General features: G+C 66.5%; 2 protein-coding genes. One reads left to right on the forward strand and one right to left on the reverse strand.

Annotation, left to right across the window (positions count from 1 at the left end):
* A partial coding sequence (locus Q1K70_RS21265) for a CTP synthase (RefSeq protein WP_300164471.1) occupies positions 1-635 on the reverse strand: 635 nt, incomplete at its 3' end.
* Between the two features lie 184 nt (positions 636-819).
* Between Q1K70_RS21265 and Q1K70_RS21270 the strand changes: the two genes are divergently transcribed.
* Positions 820-1,635: a phosphoribosylformylglycinamidine synthase subunit PurQ gene (locus tag Q1K70_RS21270; protein WP_300164474.1), complete on the forward strand. Its 816-nt coding sequence runs from the start codon at positions 820-822 to the stop codon at positions 1,633-1,635.
* Positions 1,636-1,708: the final 73 nt, after the last annotated feature.

Genomic DNA, 1,708 nt, shown 5'->3' on the forward strand with positions numbered 1-1,708 from the left:
CTGCGGCAGATGATGATGTCGGGCTGGATGCCGATGGAACGCAGTTCCTTGACGCTGTGCTGGGTGGGCTTGGTTTTGACCTCGCCGGCCACGCGCAGGTACGGCACGAGCGTCAAATGAATGTAGAGGACGTTTTCCTTGCCGAGGTCCATGCGCAGCTGGCGGATGGCCTCGAGGAACGGCTGGCCCTCGATGTCGCCCACCGTGCCGCCGATCTCGATAATGGCCACGTCCTCATCCGTGGCGAGGCCGAGGATGGCGCGCTTGATCTCGTCGGTGATGTGCGGGATCACCTGCACGGTGCCGCCGAGGTAGTCGCCGCGCCGCTCCTTTTGGATGACGCTGAAATAGACCCGGCCCGACGTGTAGTTGTTGTTCTGGCTCATGGGCACGCCGAGGAAGCGCTCGTAATGCCCGAGGTCCAGGTCGGTTTCGGCCCCGTCGTCGGTAACGTAGACCTCACCGTGCTGAAAGGGGTTCATGGTGCCGGGGTCGACGTTGATGTAAGGGTCGAGCTTCTGGATGGTGACCTTAAGCCCCCTGGCCTGGAGCAGCGCGCCGATGGAGGCGGCCGCCAGCCCCTTGCCCAGGGAGGACAGCACGCCTCCCGTCACGAAAATAAACTTGGTCTTCATGATGCTGCCGTCCTCGCGAAAATCGGGTTCATGCCGCGTCGACAGCCCCGGCGGCCGCCGCTGACGCGGGCCGGGCGAAAGGTTCGCGCTTGGTTGACGCGACCCGGGCCGCCCCTTATGTTCAGCCGCGCAACGTATGCCTTCGGGCGCAATTTTTCAAGGAACCCTCGGGAGGATTTCCCCTATGGCCCAGGTGCGCAGCCTCGTGATCACCGGTTACGGCACCAACTGCGAAGTGGAATCGGCCCACGCCGCCCGCCAGGCCGGCTCGGACGTCACGGACATCGCCTATTTCTCCGACATCGTGGCCGGGCGCGCACGCATCGACGCCTACAACTTCCTCGTCTTCCCGGGCGGCTTCCTCGACGGCGACGACCTCGGCGCGGCGCAGGCCGCGGCCGTGCGCTGGAAGCACGCCGCCACGAGCGCCGGCGAACCCCTGCTCGACCAGCTCAAGGCGTTCTTTTCCGCCGGCGGGCTCATCCTCGGCATCTGCAACGGCTTCCAGCTCCTGGTCAAACTCGGCCTCTTGCCGGCCCTTGGCGGCGACTACTTCGCCCGCCAGGCGAGCCTGACCAACAACGACTCGGCCCGGTTCGAGGACCGCTGGGTGACGCTCGCCGCCAATCCCCAAAGCCCCTGCGTCTTCACCAAGGGAGTCACGCGCCTGGACCTGCCCGTGCGCCACGGCGAGGGCAAGCTCGTGCCCATGACCCAGCACGTGCTGGAAGAGATCGTGCGCACCGGGGCCATCGCGCTGACCTACGCCGACCCGGCCTCGGGCACGGCCACCATGGACTATCCGGCCAACCCCAACGGCTCGCCCCACGCCATCGCCGGCCTGACCGACCCCACGGGCCGCATCCTCGGGCTCATGCCCCACCCCGAGGCCTTCAACCACCCGACCAACCACCCGGGCTACACCCGGGGCGAACGCCCGACGCTTGGCACCGTGCTCTTCGACAACGCCGTGGCCTACCTGCGCGGACAGACCGCCTAGCCTCGCGTCCTTCGACAAAGCGTTTTCCACCGTCGTGCCCTCGGAAAAAAGATGCCCTTTTTTCCGAGGGCAC

Source organism: Solidesulfovibrio sp., assembly GCF_029978005.1.
In the GTDB taxonomy this organism is placed as follows: domain Bacteria; phylum Desulfobacterota; class Desulfovibrionia; order Desulfovibrionales; family Desulfovibrionaceae; genus Solidesulfovibrio.

What these genes read in the sequence shown, in the direction of transcription:
- Q1K70_RS21270 (WP_300164474.1), top strand. Translation starts at nt 820, where the DNA reads ATGGCCCAGGTGCGCAGCCTCGTGATCACCGGTTACGGCACCAACTGC.